General features: G+C 64.8%; 10 protein-coding genes. 7 read left to right on the plus strand and 3 right to left on the minus strand.

All coding sequences use genetic code 11. The features are described 5' to 3' along the window. Positions 1-415 precede the first annotated feature (415 nt). The 5 genes from P3T18_RS22385 (at position 416) to def (ending at position 9,313) form a co-directional block, all read left to right on the plus strand. Positions 416-1,414 (plus strand): DMT family transporter, encoded by a 999-nt coding sequence (locus P3T18_RS22385; protein ID WP_429302158.1) that lies wholly within the window; start codon positions 416-418, stop codon positions 1,412-1,414. Positions 1,415-1,564: 150 nt separating this feature from the next. After that, on the plus strand, positions 1,565-5,083 hold the full coding sequence (smc, locus tag P3T18_RS22390) for a chromosome segregation protein SMC (protein ID WP_429302159.1): 3,519 nt from the start codon (positions 1,565-1,567) through the stop codon (positions 5,081-5,083). Positions 5,084-5,185: 102 nt separating this feature from the next. Then, positions 5,186-6,463, plus strand: coding sequence for a cell division protein ZipA C-terminal FtsZ-binding domain-containing protein (locus P3T18_RS22395; protein ID WP_429302160.1), 1,278 nt, complete (start codon positions 5,186-5,188; stop codon positions 6,461-6,463). A 253-nt stretch (positions 6,464-6,716) separates the two neighbouring features. Next, entirely contained in the window at positions 6,717-8,783 is a 2,067-nt protein-coding gene (gene ligA, locus P3T18_RS22400) for an NAD-dependent DNA ligase LigA (RefSeq protein ID WP_429302161.1), read from the plus strand. Continuing rightward, positions 8,780-9,313, plus strand: a complete 534-nt coding sequence (def, locus tag P3T18_RS22405; RefSeq protein ID WP_429302162.1) for a peptide deformylase — start codon at positions 8,780-8,782, stop codon at positions 9,311-9,313. Before ligA ends, def begins: the two co-directional genes overlap by 4 nt. A 133-nt stretch (positions 9,314-9,446) precedes the next feature. On the opposite strand, the gene P3T18_RS22410 is transcribed toward def, so the two are convergent. The 3 genes from P3T18_RS22410 to map are packed head-to-tail and all read right to left on the minus strand — an operon-like array spanning position 9,447 to position 15,023. Next, entirely contained in the window at positions 9,447-11,597 is a 2,151-nt protein-coding gene (locus P3T18_RS22410) for a pseudouridine synthase (protein ID WP_429302163.1), read from the minus strand. A gap of 6 nt (positions 11,598-11,603) precedes the next feature. Continuing rightward, the gene (locus P3T18_RS22415; RefSeq protein WP_429302164.1) at positions 11,604-14,183 is read right to left on the minus strand and encodes a [protein-PII] uridylyltransferase; all 2,580 of its coding nucleotides are present in this window, start codon (positions 14,181-14,183) and stop codon (positions 11,604-11,606) included. A gap of 30 nt (positions 14,184-14,213) precedes the next feature. Further along, positions 14,214-15,023, minus strand: coding sequence for a type I methionyl aminopeptidase (gene map / locus P3T18_RS22420; RefSeq protein ID WP_429302165.1), 810 nt, complete (start codon positions 15,021-15,023; stop codon positions 14,214-14,216). Between the two features lie 546 nt (positions 15,024-15,569). On the opposite strand from map, the gene rpsB reads away from it, so the two are divergent. After that, entirely contained in the window at positions 15,570-16,322 is a 753-nt protein-coding gene (rpsB, locus tag P3T18_RS22425; protein ID WP_429302166.1) for a 30S ribosomal protein S2, read from the plus strand. A 204-nt stretch (positions 16,323-16,526) separates the two neighbouring features. Beyond that, complete coding sequence (tsf, locus tag P3T18_RS22430; RefSeq protein ID WP_429302534.1) at positions 16,527-17,408, plus strand: translation elongation factor Ts; 882 nt, start codon at positions 16,527-16,529, stop codon at positions 17,406-17,408. Positions 17,409-17,626: the final 218 nt, after the last annotated feature.

The raw sequence follows: 17,626 nt of genomic DNA on the forward strand, positions 1-17,626 counted from the left end.
CGGGGCGTCGCGGCTGCTTCGGCGGCGCGGCATGGATGGGCGGCGCGACGGAGTCGGGGTCCAGCAGAACGCACCGACGGCGCGCACAGGCAACAGACTGACAGCACATGCAGGCAGGCAAGGACCACGGTTCGCCGGTCGTCCGCCGGTCATTCGCCGTGTCCCGCCTGCAACCCGCCAGGCCGAGCAGTCGATGCGACGCAGCGGGAACGACGCGAACCGCCGACGGTCCGCGCAAAAAAGAAGCAGGAGCAGCAATGTACGTTGTATCGACACAGATGTCCGCGCCACGCGCGCGCCGCGACGGCGCGCTGGAACGGCCGGCGTGCGCCGTTGCGGGCCATGAAGCCCGTCGCAATGCCGGCCGCCATGCCCGCCGCCACGCCGGCTGCGCTCGCTGCGGGAGCCCGGCACCATGACCAACTGGATTCGCCATGGCTGGCCGACGCTCGCGATCATGCTGGGCGCGTCGGTGTGGGGCATGATCTGGTATCCGCTGCGCATGCTCGCGGCGCTCGGTGTCACCGGTACGGCGGCCAGCGCGCTGACCAGTGCCGCCGGCTGTCTGTTCGTGCTGCTGGTGCGCCGCAGCGCGCTTCGCACCGTGCGCTGGCACTGGCTGCTGCCGGCGCTCGCGCTGGCGGCCGGCATCACCAATCTCGGTTTCGTGTGGGGTTCGATCCACGGCCAGGTGATGCGCGTGCTGCTGCTGTTCTATCTCACCCCGGCGTGGACCGCGCTGTTCGCGCACTTCATCCTGCACGAGCGGCTCACGTGGTCGGGCGCGGCGCTCGCGGCGCTGTCGCTGGCCGGCGCGATGACCATGCTGTGGTCGCCGCAGCTCGGCCTTCCGGTGCCCGGCAATCTGGCCGAATGGGCGGGCCTCGCGGGCGGCATGGGCTTCGCGATGAGCAACGTGCTGATTCTCAAGACGAGCCGCGTGTTGCCCGACATGAAACCGGAAATGCGCACGGCGACCATCTTCGGCGGCGCGGCCATGTTCAGCGCGGTGGCGTCGCTCTTCGAAGCCATGCCGGCGCCGCCCACCGGCGCGCATCTCGGCACGGCCGTCTGGCTGGTGCTCGGCCTCGGTTTTCTGCTGGCGTCGAACAATATGCTGGTGCAGTACGGCCTCGCGCGCGTGCCGGCCAACCGGGCCTCGATCATCATGCTGTTCGAGATCGTCGTGACCGCTTTGTCCGCGTGGATTTTTGCCGGCGAAACGCCGGGTCCGCGCGAATGGGCGGGCGGCGTGTGCATCGTGCTGGCCTCCGCGCTGTCCAGCTGGGTGCATCGCACGAAGGCGCTGCCGCCCGATGCCACCAATCTGGATGCACCCGTGGAGACACCCGACGCGGCAAGCGGTGAGACAGACCGTAAGGACGGTAAGAACCGCTCGCGCGCGATGGTATGATTGCCCCTCATCAGCCGACGCGTGCCTGAGAGCGCGCGGATGGCGCCCGTGTCGTGAAGTGTTGCGGGCCGTTTCGCTGCTTTGTCGCAAACGGCTGGCGCGGCCTTCGCGAGCCACCTTTATTTTCCCTTTTCAAACAGCGAAATCGCCGTGCGTCTGACCTCGATCAAACTCGCTGGCTTCAAGTCATTCGTCGATCCCACGCATTTCCAGGTTCCGGGCCAGTTAGTCGGCGTGGTGGGACCGAACGGGTGCGGCAAGTCCAACATCATCGACGCCGTTCGCTGGGTGCTCGGCGAATCGCGCGCTTCCGAGCTGCGCGGCGAGTCGATGCAGGACGTGATCTTCAATGGCTCGACCGCGCGCAAGCCGGGCAGCCGCGCCAGCGTCGAACTCGTCTTCGACAACGCCGACGGCCGTGCCGCCGGCCAGTGGGGCCAGTATGCCGAAATCGCCGTGAAGCGCGTGCTCACGCGCGACGGCACTTCGAGCTACTACATCAACAATCTGCCGGCGCGTCGCCGCGACATCCAGGACATCTTCCTCGGCACGGGCCTCGGGCCGCGCGCCTACGCGATCATCGGGCAGGGCATGATCGCGCGCCTGATCGAGGCGAAGCCGGAAGAACTGCGCGTGTTCCTCGAAGAAGCCGCGGGCGTCTCGAAGTACAAGGAACGCCGTCGCGAGACGGAAAACCGTCTGCACGACACGCGCGAGAATCTGACGCGCGTCGAAGACATCGTGCGCGAACTCAGCACGAATCTGGAAAAGCTCGAAGCGCAGGCGGTGGTCGCCACGCGCTACAAGGAACTGCAAACGGACGGCGAAGAAAAGCAGCGTCTGTTGTGGCTGTTGCGCAAGAACGAGGCGGGTGGCGAGCAGGAACGCCAGAAGCGCGCCATCGAACAGGCGCAGATCGACCTCGAAGCGCAAACCGCGCGGCTGCGTGAAGTCGAAGCGCAGCTCGAAACGCTGCGCGTCGCGCATTACTCCGCGAGCGACGCCATGCAGGGCGCGCAAGGCGCGCTGTACGAGGCGAATGCCGAAGTGAGCCGGCTTGAAGCCGAGATCCGCTTCATCGTCGAATCGCGCAATCGCGTGCAGGCGCAGATCGCCGCGCTGAGCGCGCAGCGCGAACAGTGGCAGTCGCAGGCGCACAAGGCGCAGGACGATCTCGCGGACGCGGAAGAACAACTGGCCGTCGCCGAAGAAAAGGCGGCGCTTGCCGAAGACGAAGCCGCCGCGAAGCACGACGCGATGCCCGCGCTCGAAGCCCGCTGGCGCGACGCGCAAACCGAACTGAACGCCGAGCGCGGCGGTATCGCGCAGACCGAACAGGCCTTGAAGCTCGAAGCCGCGCATCAGCGCAACGCCGACCAGCAGTTGCAGCAGCTGCAGCAGCGTCACGAGCGTCTGAAGCTCGAAGCGGGCGGCCTCGATGCGCCGGACGAAGCGCAGCTCGAAGAGCTGCGCATGCAACTCGCCGAGCACGAAGAAATCCTGAACGACGCGCAAGCCCGTCTCGCCGACGCGCAGGAAACCCTGCCGCGCCTGGACGGCGAGCGTCGTGCGGCCCAGGAACGCGTGCAGTCGGAAAGCGCGCAGATTCACCAGCTCGACGCGCGCCTCGCTGCGCTCAAGCAGCTTCAGGAAAACGTCCAGACCGAAGGCAAGATCCAGCCGTGGCTCGAAAAGCACGAGTTGAGCGGTCTGCCGCGTCTGTGGAAGAAGCTGCATGTCGAAGCGGGCTGGGAAGCCGCGCTCGAAGCGGTTTTGCGAGAGCGGCTCGCCGCGCTGGAAGTGTCGAATCTCGACTGGGTCAAGGCCTTCGCCACCGACGCGCCGCCGGCCAAGCTGGCGTTCTACGCGCCGCCCGCCGCGGGACAACCGGTGGCCGCGCCGCCGTCGCTTCGTCCGTTGCTTTCGCTCGTGCGTATCGACGACGCCGGCATTCGCGCGGTGCTCAACGACTGGCTCGGTCTCGCCTTCGTGGCCGACGATCTGCAGCAGGCGCTGGCCATGCGCTCGCAGCTGCCCGAGGGCGGCTCGTTCGTCGTGAAGGCCGGGCATGTGGTCACGCGTGTCGGCGTGCAGTTGTACGCAGCCGACTCCGAACAGGCCGGCATGCTGGCGCGTCAGCAGGAAATCGAAAATCTCGGCCGTCAGGTACGCGCTCAGGCGCTCCTCGCCGACGAAGCCAAGGCCACGGCAATTCGCGCCGAAGCCGCGCACTCCCAGGCCGCACAGGCGCTGGGCGACGTGCGTCAGCAGTCGGAGCGCGCCACGCAACGCGTGCACGCCTTGCAGATGGACGTGCTCAAGCTGACGCAGGCGCACGAGCGCTACATGCAGCGCAGCACGCAGATTCGCGAAGAACTCGAAGAAATCACCGCGCAGATCGAAGAGCAGCGCGCGCTGCGCGCCGAGTCGGAAGCGAATTTCGAACGTCACGACAGCGAACTCGCCGAATTGCAGGCGCGTTTCGAAGACAACCAGCTGGCGTTCGAAGCGCTGGACGAAGAGCTCACCGGTGCGCGCGGCCAGTCGCGCGATCTCGATCGTGCCGCTACAGATGCGCGCTTCGCCGCGCGCAACATGGCGAACCGTATCGACGAGCTCAAGCGCAGCATCCAGGTTGCGCACGAACAGAGCGAACGCGTCGCCGCGTCGCTCGAAGACGCGCGTGCCGAACTCGAGACGATCAACGAGCAAACCGCGCACACGGGTCTGCAGGACGCGCTGGATATTCGCGCCGTCAAGGAAGAAGCGCTGCACGCCACGCGCCTCGAACTCGACGACCTGACCGCCAAGCTGCGTGCCGCCGACGAAAGCCGTCTGACCGCCGAGCGCGCTTTGCAGCCGCTGCGCGACCGGATCAACGAATTGCAGTTGAAGGAGCAGGCCGCGCGCCTGAACGCCGAGCAGTTCATCGAACAACTGGCCGCCGCCGGTGTGGACGAAGCCGAACTGCAGGCCAAGCTGACGCCGGACATGAAGCCCTCGTATCTGCAGGGCGAAGTCACGCGCATCAACAACGCGATCACGGCGCTCGGTCCGGTGAACATGGCTGCGCTGGACGAACTCAAGGCGGCCAGCGAGCGCAAGACGTTCCTCGATTCGCAGTCGGCCGACCTGACCAACGCGATCGAAACGCTCGAAGACGCGATCCGCAAGATCGACGGCGAAACGCGCACGCTGCTGCAAGGCACGTTCGATCAGGTGAACCATCACTTCGGCGAGCTGTTCCCGCGTCTGTTCGGCGGCGGTCAGGCCAAGCTGATCATGACCGGCGACGAGATTCTCGACGCCGGCGTGCAGGTGATGGCGCAACCGCCAGGCAAAAAGAATTCGACCATTCACCTGCTGTCGGGCGGCGAGAAAGCGCTCACCGCCACGGCGCTGGTGTTCGCGATGTTCCAGCTGAATCCCGCGCCGTTCTGTCTGCTCGACGAAGTGGACGCGCCGCTCGACGACGCCAACACGGAGCGCTTCGCGAACCTCGTGCGCGCGATGTCGGACAAGACACAGTTCCTGTTCATTTCGCACAACAAGATCGCAATGGAAATGGCGCAGCAACTGATCGGCGTGACCATGCAGGAGCAGGGCGTGTCGCGTATCGTCGCGGTCGACATGGAAACGGCGGCGGGTTTCGCCCAGAATATCGTTTAAGTTAAAAAGACTCGCGGGCGTGCTCACCGCGGCGGCCATCGGCCGCGCGAGACGTGAGCGGCGCATCACCGCGCAGACAGAAGAATTGCTGATGGAGCATGCATGGACGAGTTGACACTCGGTTTGATCGGCGCGGGTGCCGTGGTGGTCGGAGGCGTGGTTGTGTACAACGCATGGCAGGGCGCCAAGGTGCGCCGCAAGATGCCGCGCCCGATGCCGGCCGAAACCGCCGAAAGCTTCACGCGTGACGATCACGAAGAACAGAGCCCGTTCATCGAACCGGCCCGGCCCACCACGCGCCGCGAACCGGTAGTGGGCGCGGACGCGGGCAGCGAACCGGCCTCGGCGCGCGTCGAACCGACCTTCGGCGCCAGCGCCGCGCCGCTCGACACACCTGCCGACATTCAGGCCGAAACCACCACGCCAAACGGTTATCCGGAAGCGGAAGGCATCGAGCACGCGGAGTCCGCGGCCACGGGTAGTGCGGCTGAAGGCGAGACCCAGTCGGCGGACGAACCGCACGAGCCGATCGTGCCGGCCGCCACCACGATTTCGTCGGCGCCGCCGGCTATCGTCGATCGCCGTATCGATTGCATCGTGCCGATCCGTCTTGGCGGCCCGGTCGCGGGCGACAAGGTGATTCCGCTGGCGCAGCGCCTGCGCCGCGCCGGCAGCAAGCCGGTGCATATCGAAGGCAAGCTCGAAGACGGCACGTGGGAGCTGTTGCAGAACGGCGCGCGCTACGAAGAACTGCGTGCGGCGGCGCAACTCGCCAACCGTAGCGGCGCACTCAACGAACTGGAATTTTCGGAGTTCGTGACCGGCGTGCAGCAGTTCGCGGATGCGCTCGACGCGTCGCCGGAATTCCCCGACATGCTCGAAACGGTCGCCATGGCGCGCGAGCTCGACGGTTTCGCCGCCCAGTGCGACGCGCAACTGTCGATCAACGTGCTCTCGGACGGCGCGCCGTGGTCGGCCAACTACGTGCAGGCCGTGGCGTCGCAAGACGGCCTGCTGCTCTCGCGCGACGGCACGCGCTTCGTCAAGCTGGATGCGCGGCAGAGCCCGGTGTTCATGCTGCAGTTCGGCGACACCAATTTCCTGCGCGACGACCTGACCTACAAGGGCGGCCAGATGATTACGCTGGTGCTCGACGTGCCCGTTGCCGACGAAGACATTCTGCCGTTCCGTCTGATGTGCGATTACGCGAAATCGCTGGCCGAGCGGATCGGCGGCCGGGTGGTGGACGACGGGCGTCGTCCGTTGCCGGAAACGGCCTTGCTCGCCATCGAGAAACAGTTGATGACGCTTTACGCCAAGCTGGAGCAGGCCGGTATTCCGGCTGGCTCGCCGGCCACGCGGCGTCTGTTCAGCCAGTAAGTCCCACGCTGATTCGTAGTACACGACGGCCGCACGATGTGCGGCCGTCGGCGTTTACGGGTGCCGAGACCGCTGAGGCGACGGGTTTCGAGCGTCGAACCCGCGTACGCGTCGGGCCGTCCGGTGGCATTCTTTTCTGCGGCATTATCGACCCGCGTTATCCACTTCGAAACTGGCCATTCGGCCGATGTAAAGGGGCACGCTTCCTGCGATAATCCAATGTCCGAATTTCATTAAAGAAGCTTCCGACAGCATGGCCCGAACCCCCGTCTCCCATCCTTCAAACAACGCGCCGGCCGAGCGGGCCGCGTGGCTGCGCGCGGAACTCGAACGCGCCAACTACGCGTACTACGTGCTCGACCAGCCGGACCTGCCGGATGCGGAATACGACAAGCTGTTCAAGGAACTGGAGCAGATCGAGACGGAGCATCCGGACCTGATCGTGCCGGATTCGCCCACGCAGCGCGTGGGTGGCGAGGCGGCCAGCGGTTTCGAACCAGTGGTTCACGATCAGCCGATGCTGTCGCTGAACAATGGTTTCGCCGACGAAGACATCGTCGCGTTCGACAAACGCGTGGGCGACGCGCTCGGCAAGAACGCCGCCGAGCCGCCGGTGCCGGTCGACTATGCGGCGGAACTGAAGTTCGACGGCCTCGCCATTTCCTTGCGATACGTCGACGGCGTGTTCGTCCAGGCGGCCACGCGCGGCGACGGCACGACGGGCGAGAACGTCACGGAAAACGTTCGCACGATCCGCTCCATTCCGCTCAAGCTCAAAGGCAAGCGCGTGCCGCACATTCTGGACGTGCGTGGCGAAGTGCTGATGTTCAAGCGCGACTTCGAGCGCCTGAACGAGCGCCAGCGGGCCGCCGAACACAAGGAGTTCGCCAATCCGCGCAATGCGGCGGCGGGCAGTCTGCGGCAGCTCGATTCGAAGATCACCGCGCAGCGGCCGCTGTCGTTTTTCGCTTATGGCATCGGCGTGCTCGACGGCATGGACATGCCCGCCACGCATAGCGAACTGCTCGACTGGTACAAGGAACTGGGCTTGCCGGTCAACGGCGAGCGGGCGGTGGTGCAGGGTGCGGAAGGCTTGCTGAAGTTTTTCGGCTCGGTGGGCGAAAAGCGCGACACGCTGCCTTACGACATCGACGGCGTGGTCTACAAGGTCAATCGTCGCGATGAGCAGGACGCGCTCGGCTTTGTCTCGCGCGCGCCGCGTTTCGCGCTGGCGCACAAATTTCCCGCGCAGGAAGCGCTCACCAGGCTGGTCGCCATCGACGTGCAGGTGGGGCGTACCGGCGCGATCACGCCGGTGGCGCGCCTCGAACCGGTGTTCGTCGGCGGCGCCACGGTCACCAATGCCACGCTGCACAACGAAGACGAAGTGCGTCGCAAAGACATTCGTATCGGCGACACCGTGATCGTGCGGCGTGCCGGCGACGTGATTCCCGAAGTGGTGAGCGCGCTGCTCGATCGTCGCCCGGACGACGCCGCCGAATTCGTCATGCCGACGCACTGCCCGGTATGCGGTTCGGCCATCGAACGCTTGCCCGACGAAGCGATTGCGCGCTGCACGGGCGGCCTGTTCTGTCCGGCGCAGCGCAAGCAGGCGCTGTGGCATTTCGCACAACGGCGCGCGCTCGACATCGACGGTCTGGGCGAAAAGATCATCGACCAGCTGGTCGAGCAGAATCTGGTCCGCACGCCTGCCGATCTGTTCAATCTCGGTTTCGCCACGCTCGCCGAACTCGATCGCTTCGCGGAGAAGTCCGCGCAGAATCTGCTCGATTCGCTCGAAAAAGCCAAGCACACCACGTTGGCGCGCTTTATTTATGCGCTTGGCATTCGGCACGTGGGCGAATCGACGGCGAAAGATCTGGCCAAACATTTCGGTTCGCTCGACCCGATCATGGACGCGTCGGTCGAGGCCTTGCTCGAAGTGAACGACGTCGGGCCGGTGGTGGCCGAATCGCTGCACCAGTTTTTCGCGGAAGAGCACAACCGCACGGTGATCGAGCAATTGCGGGCGCCCGGCAAGGTTACGTGGCAGGAAGGTCCGCCCGCGCCCAAGGCACCGCAAGGCGTGCTGGCCGGCAAGACCGTCGTGCTGACCGGCACCTTGCCGTCGCTCGCTCGCGAAGAAGCGAAAGAAATGCTCGAAGCGGCCGGCGCCAAGGTTGCCGGTTCGGTGTCGAAGAAAACCGATTATGTGGTGGCGGGAGCCGACGCCGGCAGCAAGCTGGCGAAAGCTGAGGAACTCGGCGTCCCCGTACTCGACGAAGATGGTATGCGTAAGCTCCTGGAGGGGCAGTTATGATCCGCGAAATTCTTAAGATGGGCGATCCTCGCCTTTTGCGCATTGCCGATCCGGTCGATCACTTCGACACGCCCGAATTGCATGAACTCGTCAAAGACATGTTCGAGACCATGCACGACGCGAACGGCGCGGGGCTCGCCGCGCCGCAGATCGGCGTCAATCTGCAGGTGGTGATTTTCGGCTTCGGCCAGAACGAGCGTTATCCGGACGCGCCGCCCGTGCCGGAAACGGTGCTGATCAATCCCACCATTACGCCGGTGTCGCTCGACATGGAAGAGGGCTGGGAAGGCTGTCTCTCGGTGCCTGGTCTGCGTGGCGCAGTGAGCCGTTTTTCGATGATCAAGTATCACGGCTTCGATCAATACGGCAAACCGATCGATCGCGTCGCCGAGGGCTTTCACGCGCGGGTCGTGCAGCACGAGTGCGATCACCTGATCGGCAAGCTGTATCCGATGCGGATCAACGATTTCGCCAAGTTCGGATTCACCGAAATCCTGTTTCCGGACATGGACCCGAATAGCGACGACTGACGCTGGCCGGTTTCACGCCGGCTGGAAAGCTCGGGCGAGACCAGAATGCGAAAACCCCACGCCATGGCGTGGGGTTTTTCTTTTTGCGGCGTCGCCTGCGACTAACAACCTGGCAGACGAAGGAACGGCATCGTCAGAACGATTCGTCCGCCGACAGATAGCGCCATTGTCCCGGCGGCAGTGCGCCGAGCATCACGCGACCCATCCGGACGCGCTTCAGTCCGATCACTTCGAGACCGACCAGTTCGCACATCCGGCGAATCTGGCGTTTCTTGCCTTCGCGGAGCACGAAACGCAATTGCTCGCCGTTTTGCCAGCTGACTTGCGCGGGCTTGAGCGGCACGTCGTCGAGCGACAGGCCGTGACGCAGCAGCGCAAGGCTTTCCGGCGGGAAGTGACTTTCGACATCCGTGGTGTGCTCGCCGTAAGCAACGCGCACCAGGTATTCCTTGTCGATTTCCGAATGACCGCCGATCAGTTGCTTGGCGATGCGGCCGTCCTGCGTGAGCACGAGCAGACCCGTCGAGTCGATGTCCAGACGGCCGGCCGGTGCGAGCTGGCGCAGGTGCGCCACCGAGAAACGGATGTCGGAACGGTCGCCTTCCCAGCGGTTCTCCGGCGTCACGAGCGTGATGGCCGGCTGATAGCCGTCTTCCGCCTGACCCGAGACGAAACCAACCGTCTTGTGAATCAGCACGGTGACCTGGCTCGCCTGCGCGGCTTCGGCGGCGGGGTCGATCTCGATGCGCTGATCGGGGCGAACCTTGGTGCCGAGCGTGTCGATACGTTCGCCGTCCACCAGCACCCAGCCTTTCTCGATCCACTCGTCGGCTTCGCGGCGCGAGCACAGACCGAGTTCCGACATCAGCTTCGACAGACGCAACGTGCCGGGCGCGTCTTCGTAGTCGCGGCGCGGCGTGCGCGGCATGGCGTCGGCGTCGTGATCGGCGCGAGCGGCAGGCGCCGGGCCGCGTGCCGGCTTGTCGGCGCGGGCAGGGCGGTCGTTGTCGGCGAAACGGCGCGGTGCGCCGGGCAGTGTTTTGTCGAAGCTGCGTGCCGGACGTTCGCTACGGTCCGTTGCGCGCGCGGGACGGTCGCCGAACTCGCGTTTCGCGGGCGCACGGCTGTCGCGATCGTCGCGCGGCGCACGCGCCGGGCGATCTGAACGCTCGCCATAAGTACTTTTGACGGGTCTGGCGAAGCTGCGCTCGCCGCCGCTGCGCTCGGACGCGCCGCGTTCGCCTTCAAAACGACGCGGTGCGCCGTCGCTGCGCGGACCACGTTCGCCGCCACGGCGATCCGGCGGGGCGCCACGGTCGCCGCCGAAACGCGGACGGTCGGACGCTGCGCGCTCGCCGCGTGCGCCGCCTTCCGACGGACGGCCCGCGCCCGGACGCGCGCCGGTGAACGGACGGCGTTCGCCGTCTTCGCGCCGCGCGGGACGATCGCCGAAACTCCGTGCGGGACGTTCGCTGCTGCCTTCGAACTTGCGCGGTGCTCGCTCGCCGTCGTCACGACGCGGCGCGCGATCACCGCTGCCTTCGAACCGGCGCGGCGCGCGATCACCACGCTCGCCGCCTTCGAATTTGCGCGGCGGACGCTCGCTGTCACTACGACGCGGACCACGTTCGCTGCTGCCTTCGAACTTGCGCGGTGCTCGCTCGCCATCGTCACGACGCAGCGCGCGCTCACTGCTGCCTTCGAACCGGCGCGGCGCGCGATCACCACGCTCACCGCCTTCGAATTTGCGCGGCGGACGCTCGCTGTCACTGCGACGCGGACCACGTTCGCTGCTGCCTTCAAACTTGCGCGGTGTTCGCTCGCCATCGTCACGACGCGGCGCGCGGTCACCGCTGCCTTCGAACCGGCGCGGCGCGCGATCACCACGCTCTCCACTACCTTCGAACTTGCGCGGCGGACGCTCGCTGTCACTACGACGCGGACCACGTTCGCTGCTGCCTTCAGACCGGCGCGGCGCCCCGGCGGCGCCTTCGCGACGCGGCGGACGCTCCGATGGCGCCCGGCGCGCACCCGCACCACCGGCATCGCGGTCGCGTGAAAACGATCCTTCAGCCCGAGGCGCACGCGCACCGGTGCTGGGGCGCGTGCCACCGCCCGCAGCGCCTGCGCGTTCCCCACGGGGCCCACCGGAATCCGCCGGCGACGCAGACGGCTTCGGTCCGGCCGGACGCGTCGGCTTACGCGCCGAACTGCTTCCGGTACGGACAGGGGCGCGTTCGGACGAAGCCGGCCGCGGGTGCTTGGCTGTTAATTTAACTCGCATGAAATCTCACACTGCAATCGCGCGCAGCAGTTCGGTCTCGACCTGAATTTGCAGGCGGTTGTCCGACAGACCGTGTCCGTCCAGCAGGAACACGTCTTCAACGCGTTCGCCGAGCGTATTGATCCGCGCCGACGCGACGCCGACCCGGTGCTCGGCCAGCACGCGCGCGATCGAATAAAGAAGGCCCGGCCGGTCGTTGGCCGACACGGACAGGATGTAATACTGGCCGCGCTCGTCGGCCCGAAGATCGACGCGCGGCGTAACAGGGAAGGTCCGCGACAGCCGCGACAGGCGGCCCTTCGACGGTCCCGGAAGCAGGGTGCCGTCACCGGTGAGGCGGGCGGTCAGTTCCTGTTCGACCAGATTGGCTATATCGCGATAATGCACGTCTTCTTCGGTATGCGCGACGAGGAAATTATCGAGCGCGTAACCGTGACGGGTCGTGCTGACCCGTGCATCCAGCACCGACAGGCCGTTGCGGTCGAAATAGGCGCAAATGCCGGCGAACAGATCGGGCTGGTCTTTCACGTAGACCAGCACCTGCAGCGCCTCGCCGATCGGCGACGGACGCGCCCGCACGATCGGCGTAGGCGTTTCGACGTGGCGCGACAGCACGCGTGTTTGCCAGGCGATGTCGGCGGCGTCGTGGCGCAGGAAATAGCCGATGTCGAGCTTGTCCCACAGCGCCTTTTGCGCGCCGTCCGGCACGGTTTCGAGTCGCAGCAGGGCGAGTGCTTCTTCCTGGCGCGACTTCAGTTCCGAATGCGCGTCGGGCCGGGCGCCGCCGAGCACCGCGAGGGTGGCGCGGTACAGGTCTTCCAGCAGCTTGCCTTTCCAGGTGTTCCAGACTTTCGGGCTGGTGCCGCGAATGTCGGCCACCGTCAGCAGATACAGCGCGGTGAGGCGCCGCTCGTTGCCGACCAGTTCCGCGAAACGCTTGATGACCTCGGGGTCGCTCGTGTCCTGCTTTTGCGCGACCTGGCTCATGGTCAGATGCTGCTGCACCAGCCACACCACCAGTTCGCCGTCCTCGCCCTCGATGCCGTGATTGCGGCAAAAGCGCCGCGCGTCGGCCATGCCGAGTTGCGAGTGGTCGCCGCCGCGGCCCTTGGCGATGTCGTGAAACAGCGCCGCCACGTACAGCACCCACGGACGGTCGAAGTTGACGATCAGCTGGCTGCAGAACGGATATTCGTGCGCGTGCTCGGCCACGGCGAAGCGGCGCAGATTGCGCAGCACCATCAGGATGTGCTGATCCACCGTGTAGACGTGATACAGGTCGTGCTGCATCTGCCCGACGATGCGCCGGAAGTTCAGCAGATAACGCCCGAGCACGCTGGTCTGGTTCATCAGCCGCAGCGCGTGCGTGATGCCGGCCGGCTGCTTGAGGATTTCCATGAAGAGGCGCCGGTTTTCCGGATCGCGCCGCCAGTGCTGATCCATCACGTCGCGGGCGTTGTAGATGGCCCGCAGCGTGCGCGCCGAGAGTCCCTTGACGCCCGGCGTCTGCTCGTAAAGCAGGAAGGCTTCGAGAATCGCGTTCGGCTCGCGTTCGAAAACGTCGTCGTCGGCGATTTCGAGCATGCCCTGTTTTTCGACGAAGCGATCCGACAGGACGCGCGTGATGCCGCTCGTGTTTGGGAAAAGCTGCGCTTCGATGTTCTGGATCAGGATGGTCGCGAGCTGCGTGACCGCCTTGGCGGCCCAGTAGTAGCGGCGCATCAGCTGCTCGCTGGCGCGCTTGGTGGCCGTGGGTTTGTAGCCGAAGCTCTCCGCCACCGGCGTTTGCAGGTCGAACACCAGAATGTCCTGCCGACGTCCCGCAATGACGTGCAGCCGGGCGCGCAGCGCCTTCAGGAAACTCTCGTTGCGCCGCAATTCGCGCGCTTCGCGTTCCGTAATCAGGCCGCGCGCTTCGAGTTCGCGCCAGCTGCTGCCGAATCCCGCCGCCTGGGTGATCCACAGGATCAGTTGCAGATCGCGCAGACCGCCGGGGCTTTCCTTGACGTTCGGCTCGAGCGAATACGGCGTATCCTGAAACTTGGCGTGCCGCTGACGCATTTCCAGCACTTTGGCCTGGAAGAATGCGCGCGGGTCGAGCGCCTCGCGGTAACGGCGGGAGAAGTCGTCGAAAAGCGATTCGCTGCCGGTGATGCGGCGCGCTTCGAGAAGCGAGGTGCGCACGGTGACGTCGTTCGCCGCCTCTTCGAGGCACTGCGACACGCTGCGAACGCTGCTGCCGAGTTCGAGCCCGAGGTCCCAGGCGAGACTGATGAAGCGCTCGATGCGCGCTTCGAGGTGTTCGATCGGCGCATCCGGCAGCAGGACGAGAATGTCGATGTCCGAGTGCGGCGCCAGTTCGCCGCGCCCGTAGCCGCCCACCGCGAGTAGCGCCAGATCGTGCGGCAGCTCGCAGGTGTTCCAGGCGGCGCGCAGGGAATCGTCGGTGGCGCGCGCCAGCGCCGCCATCAATGCATCGACGTTGGTCGCAGTCTTGAAGCGTTCCAGCAACTGGGCTTTGGCCACTTTATAGTCCGCCTTGAGCGACGTGGCATGGGAATGGGCGACGGCTGGAACACTACTCATTGGCAGGCGGACGGTGAGGGCGAAAGTCGATCAGGCCGTGGCGGCCACGAGCGGCGGGCGCGCGGGCGTGCCGGCCGACACGGTCAGCACGTCGTAGCCGGATTCGGTGACGAGCACCGTATGTTCCCACTGCGCCGACAGGCTGCGGTCTTTGGTCTTGACCGTCCACTGATCGGGCATGGTGCGAATGTCACGGCGGCCGGCGTTGATCATGGGCTCGATCGTGAAGATCATGCCCGCCTGCAGTTCCAGACCCGTACCGGGGCGGCCGTAATGCAGAATTTGCGGATCTTCGTGGAATACCGTGCCGATGCCGTGGCCGCAGTATTCGCGCACCACGCTGTAACCCTGGCCTTCGGCGTGTTTCTGGATGGCGTGGCCGATGTCGCCGAGATGCGCGCCCGGGCGCACCTGGTCGATGCCGAGCCACATGCATTCGAAGGTGGTCTGCACCAGACGTTTGGCCATGATCGACCCTTCGCCGACGATGAACATACGGCTCGTGTCGCCGAAATAGCCTTCCTTGATGACCGTGACGTCGATGTTCAGCGCGTCGCCGTTTTTCAGGGTTTTGTCGCCCGGAATGCCGTGACAGATCACGTCGTTCACGGAAATGCAGGTGGCTTTCGGGTAGGGCGGATAGCCGGGCGGCTGATAATTCAGCGGTGCCGGAACCGTGCCCTGTTCCTTCAGCATGTATTCGTGACAGAGCCGGTCGAGTTCGCCGGTGGTGACGCCGGCCGTGACGAACGGCGTGATGTAGTCGAGCACTTCGCTCGCGAGTCGGCAAGCGACGCGCATTTGAGCGATATCGTGTTCGTTTTTGAGCGTAATAGCCATGAGTCGGGCCTGAATTGCGATTTATTTCGGGATTATCGCACCATATTCCCCCTGCCGCAGTCTTTTGAGCCAGGCGCAGCGCCCGGCGAGCATCCCGTGGCGGCCGGTTGCCGGGTTTTTGGGCGGATTATCGAAATGGGCTATTGGCGGTGAATCAGGAGACCCCGTGCGGCGTGTCGGCAGGGCGGATCGTCTATCTTCTCGCCAGGCGACTCGCGCCACGGGTGCAACCGTCTGCGGTAACCGGTAGCTACCGGGCGGGTTGAGTCGTGCAATAGTCGCGTGCTATAATCTTTGGCTAAGTCGGTCCCTGTCTTATTTTGTTGCAGCGCACTTTGGTGTATGAAAGTCGCGTTAATGCAAATTAGCGGCTGGATCGGCTCCTCGTGGCGATAGTTGCCTGCGTCACGAGCGAAAGTAGTAGAAGGCAGCAGACTCGCAAGCCGGCGCACCCAGGGTGTCGGTCGCGTCAGTCAGGAACCAGTGGTTCTGGCGGCGCGGCAGATACGGCAGCCGGCTTAAGACCCAACCCTCGCGGAGATTTTCATGGCAGTTACCATGCGTCAAATGCTGGAAGCCGGTGTCCACTTCGGTCACCAAACGCGCTTCTGGAACCCGAAGATGGCCCCCTTCATTTTCGGTCATCGCAACAAGATTCACATTATCAACCTCGAAAAGACGCTGCCGATGTACAACGACGCGCTGAAGTATGCGCGTCAACTGGCAGCGAATCGCGGCACGATCCTGTTCGTCGGCACGAAGCGTCAATCGCGCGACACGATCGCTGAAGAAGCACAGCGCGCTGGCATGCCTTTCGTCAACGCACGCTGGCTCGGCGGCATGCTGACCAACTTCAAGACGCTGAAGGTATCGATCAAGCGCCTGAAGGACATGGAAGCAGCGCTGGAAGCAGGCGAAACGGAACGCATGAGCAAGAAAGAAGCGCTCCTGTTCGAACGTGAAATGGCCAAGCTGCAAAAGTCGATCGGCGGCGTGAAGGATATGGGCGGCATTCCGGACGCGATCTTCGTGGTCGACGTCGGCTACCACAAGATTGCCGTGACCGAAGCGAACAAGCTCGGTATTCCGGTCATCGCCGTGGTCGATACGAACCACTCGCCGGAAGGCATCGACTACGTCATCCCGGGTAACGACGACGCCTCGAAGGCTGTCGCTCTGTACACGGCTGGCGTGGCTGACGCAATCGTCGAAGGCCGTGCAAACGCAGTCAACGAAGTGGCGCAAGCTGCTCGTGGCGGCGACGGCGACGAGTTCGTCGAGGTCAACGCGGAAGCGTAAAGCTGCCCCGTGTCCGGCAAAAAAGGGGGCTTTCTACAGGCCCCCTTTTTTTAAGTCGCGACGTTGTGGTGGGGTGCTGCAGCAGGTGTGAATAGTGGTGCCCGAAGCGTTGTCTGCGAAAATGTGCGCAACGCTGAAACGAATTCTTGCCGCCGGCATCGAAGTGCGGGCGGTGTGTGACAGACGGAACTCAAGGAGCAAATGATGGCGGCAATTACCGCAAGCATGGTTGCAGAACTGCGCGCAAAGACTGATGCGCCGATGATGGAATGCAAGAAGGCGCTGACCGAAGCCGACGGCGACATGGCGCGCGCTGAAGAGCTGCTGCGCGTGAAGCTGGGCAACAAGGCCAGCAAGGCAGCGTCGCGCGTGACGGCTGAAGGCGTGGTCGCTTCGTTCATCGGCGGCAATGCAGGTTCGCTGGTCGAGCTGAACTGCGAAACCGACTTCGTTTCGAAGAACGACGACTTCCTGGCTTTCTCGAAGACGATCGCCGAGCTGGTCGCTGCACAAAACCCGGCTGACGTCGCTGCCCTGTCGGCGCTGCCGCTGGACGGCTCGACCGTCGACGCGGTTCGCCTCGCACTGGTCGGCAAGATCGGTGAAAACCTGTCGATCCGCCGTTTCGTGCGTTTCGAAACCTCGAACAAGCTGGCAGCGTACCTGCACGGCACGCGTATCGGCGTGCTGGTCGAGTACACCGGCGCGGACGAGCAGGTCGGCAAGGACGTCGCCATGCACATCGCTGCAATGAAGCCGGTGTCGCTGTCGTCGGACGACGTGCCGGCAGACCTGATCGCCAAGGAACGCAGCATTGCTGAACAGAAGGCCGCCGAATCGGGCAAGCCGGCTGAAATCGTCGCCAAGATGGTCGACGGCAGCGTGCAGAAGTACCTGAAGGAAGTCTCGCTGCTGAACCAGACGTTCGTTAAGAACGACAAGCAGACGATCGAACAGATGCTGAAGGCAGGCAACGCGAGCGTGCAGAAGTTCGCGCTGTTCGTGGTCGGCGAAGGCATCGAGAAGAAGCAGGACGACTTCGCAGCTGAAGTGGCCGCTCAAGTCGCTGCTGCAAAGCAACAATAAGTCTCGCTTAAGCTTCAGTTAGTACCGTTGGACCCGCGGCAGGGCAAGACTCTGCCGCGGTCGGCAGCGCCGCAAGGCTGCGCGCGGGTTGACCCTCGCTGCGAAGCCGCCTCTGGTGGACCCCAGGGTTCGTCAATTTGGCGACGCTTGCCCGAATCAGCATTTCACCCCTACATTAGTCCCTTGTTGTTGCCCTGTTCTGCGCGATCTGGATACCT

Source organism: Paraburkholderia sp. GAS199 (genome assembly GCF_050436585.1).
Lineage (GTDB): Bacteria > Pseudomonadota > Gammaproteobacteria > Burkholderiales > Burkholderiaceae > Paraburkholderia.

Coding starts and splice junctions, on each gene's coding strand:
- P3T18_RS22385 (WP_429302158.1), top strand. CDS start 416: ATGACCAACTGGATTCGCCATGGCTGGCCGACGCTCGCGATCATGCTG.
- P3T18_RS22395 (WP_429302160.1), top strand. CDS start 5,186: ATGGACGAGTTGACACTCGGTTTGATCGGCGCGGGTGCCGTGGTGGTC.
- ligA (WP_429302161.1), top strand. CDS start 6,717: ATGGCCCGAACCCCCGTCTCCCATCCTTCAAACAACGCGCCGGCCGAG.
- def (WP_429302162.1), top strand. CDS start 8,780: ATGATCCGCGAAATTCTTAAGATGGGCGATCCTCGCCTTTTGCGCATT.
- P3T18_RS22410 (WP_429302163.1), bottom strand. CDS start 11,597: ATGCGAGTTAAATTAACAGCCAAGCACCCGCGGCCGGCTTCGTCCGAA.
- P3T18_RS22415 (WP_429302164.1), bottom strand. CDS start 14,183: ATGAGTAGTGTTCCAGCCGTCGCCCATTCCCATGCCACGTCGCTCAAG.
- map (WP_429302165.1), bottom strand. CDS start 15,023: ATGGCTATTACGCTCAAAAACGAACACGATATCGCTCAAATGCGCGTC.
- rpsB (WP_429302166.1), top strand. CDS start 15,570: ATGGCAGTTACCATGCGTCAAATGCTGGAAGCCGGTGTCCACTTCGGT.
- tsf (WP_429302534.1), top strand. CDS start 16,527: ATGGCGGCAATTACCGCAAGCATGGTTGCAGAACTGCGCGCAAAGACT.